Annotated in this window: 4 protein-coding genes; 1 reads left to right on the top strand and 3 read right to left on the bottom strand. The window is 61.8% G+C overall.

The window, feature by feature from the left end:
• Positions 1–65 precede the first annotated feature (65 nt).
• On the top strand, positions 66–611 hold the full coding sequence (locus EN884_RS34500; RefSeq protein WP_063167919.1) for a DUF924 family protein: 546 nt from the start codon (positions 66–68) through the stop codon (positions 609–611).
• 26 nt (positions 612–637) lie between these two features.
• Here EN884_RS34500 and folK read toward each other — a convergent pair whose 3' ends face one another.
• The 3 genes from folK to EN884_RS34485 form a co-directional block, all read right to left on the bottom strand.
• Positions 638–1150, bottom strand: coding sequence for a 2-amino-4-hydroxy-6-hydroxymethyldihydropteridine diphosphokinase (gene folK / locus EN884_RS34495; protein WP_013531872.1), 513 nt, complete (start codon positions 1148–1150; stop codon positions 638–640).
• Positions 1134–1493: a dihydroneopterin aldolase gene (gene folB / locus EN884_RS34490; RefSeq protein ID WP_013531873.1), complete on the bottom strand. Its 360-nt coding sequence runs from the start codon at positions 1491–1493 to the stop codon at positions 1134–1136. Before folB ends, folK begins: the two co-directional genes overlap by 17 nt.
• A gap of 3 nt (positions 1494–1496) precedes the next feature.
• A partial coding sequence (locus EN884_RS34485; RefSeq protein ID WP_164895370.1) for a dihydropteroate synthase occupies positions 1497–1965 on the bottom strand: 469 nt, incomplete at its 5' end.

Below are 1965 nucleotides of genomic sequence, written 5' to 3'. Positions count from 1 at the left end.
CTCAACGAAGAGACCGCGGGTGTGCTGCACAAATCCGAACCCGCCGATTGAGCAAGGAATCAGGTATGGAATTGGACAGCAGAGCCCTGTCGGTCACCAAATTCTGGCGCGATGCCGGCGAGGATGCCTGGTTCGAGAAGAACGAAGCATTCGATGCCGAGTTCCGCGACCGCTTTCTCGACCTGCACTACGCCGCCGCGCGGCGTGAATGCGACGACTGGCTGGAACATACCGAAGGCGCGCTGGCGCTGATGATCCTGCTCGACCAGTTTCCGCGGAACTGCTTTCGCGGCACCGGCCATATGTACGCGACCGATCCGCTCGCCAGATATTTCGCAGAGAAGGCGATCGCGGCTGGTCATGACCTGGCACTCGAGGAAGAACTCCGCGTTTTCCTCTACCTGCCCTATGAGCATTCGGAGCTACTGGCCGACCAGGATATTTCGGTCGAGCTGACGCAGGCCAGGGCCGAGCCCTATCTGAAGTATGCTGTCGAACATCGTGATATCATTGAGCAATTCGGCCGTTTTCCGCATCGAAACAGGATGCTTGGGCGCGAAACCACCTCGCAGGAGCAGACGTTCCTGGATGGTGGCGGCTTCTCGGGCTAAAGTTCGGCCGTCGCTTTGCCCAGAAATCAGGCCAGCCACCAATCCCGGCCGGACGACAATCGCTCGATGCCTGAGGTATCGACGGCGACCAGGCGGTCGGTGATGCTGCGACCGCTGACAACCAGGCCGGGCGCGATCTCGGCCAGCGGCGCCAGCACGAAGGCGCGCTCCAGCATGCGCGGATGCGGCACCTCCAGCCCGGTCTCGTGGATGACGCGGTCGCCGAACACCAGAATGTCGATGTCGATCAGCCGCGGCCCCCACCGCTCCTCGCGCACCCGCTTCAGCTTGCGCTCCGCATCGAGGCAGAGGTCGAGCAAGGCACGCGGTGCAAGCACGGTGGAAATTTCGGCGGCCGCATTGAGAAAATCCGGCTGATCGAGCTTGCCCCAGGGCGGTGTGCGATAAAGCGAGGAGACGCCGGTGACACGCGTATCCGCGTCGGCATCCAGCATGCGCAGCGCCGCGCTCATGGATTTCGCCGGATCGCCAAGATTGCCGCCAAGGCTGAGATAAACGGTACTATTCGGGCCAGACAACGGTCACCTCGACATAATCGAGCACGCCGGGCACTGGTGCGTTCGGCTTGCGCACCGTGATCTCGGCTTTCTTTATCTGCGGAAAACGCGCCGTCAGCGCACGGGCCACTTCGAGCGCCAGCGACTCGATCAGAAAACGGCGCTGCCCGGTGATGATCTTTTCAATGACGCTGAATGCAACGCCGTAGTGGACTGTATCCTCGATCGAATCTTCGGCAAGCGCCCGGCCTGGATCAACGGTCAGAACGGCATCGACATAGAAGCGCTGGCCGAGCCGTTCCTCCTCGTCCAGCACGCCGTGCCGGGCAAAGAAAGCGCAGTTCTTCATGCGGATGACATACATCGATCAGTTTCTCGCCCGGTCGGTTTGACGCGCCAGCATAGCATCGGCGAGCGCCAATGCGTCCACGTTGAATGCGACATCGTGGACGCGAAACAGATCGGCGCCCTGGAGCCTCAAAATGACGCTGGTCGCCGCTGTTCCGACCCCTCTGTCGGCGGCATCACGGCCGGTGACCGTGCCGATGAAGCGTTTTCGCGACGTGCCGGCCATCAGCGGCAGGCCGAGTGCATGCAATTCCGAAAAGCGTGCCATCAGGTCGAGATTTTCCTCCGCCGTCTCCTTGGCGAATCCGAAACCGGGATCGAGCACGATGTGATCATCGGCGATGCCGTTCTGGCGGGCGATTTCCAGCGACCTTCGCAGGAATGCCAACTGATCGGCAATCGCGTCCGGCAGCTTCTGGCGATCCCGCCCGGTATGCATGATGACAAGCCCGGCGCCGGTATCGGCGGCGACACGAGCAATATCGGGC

Source organism: Mesorhizobium sp. M7A.F.Ca.AU.001.01.1.1 (genome assembly GCF_004022735.1).
In the GTDB taxonomy this organism is placed as follows: domain Bacteria; phylum Pseudomonadota; class Alphaproteobacteria; order Rhizobiales; family Rhizobiaceae; genus Mesorhizobium; species Mesorhizobium ciceri.
This window is presented reverse-complemented; position numbering and strand designations above follow the sequence as displayed.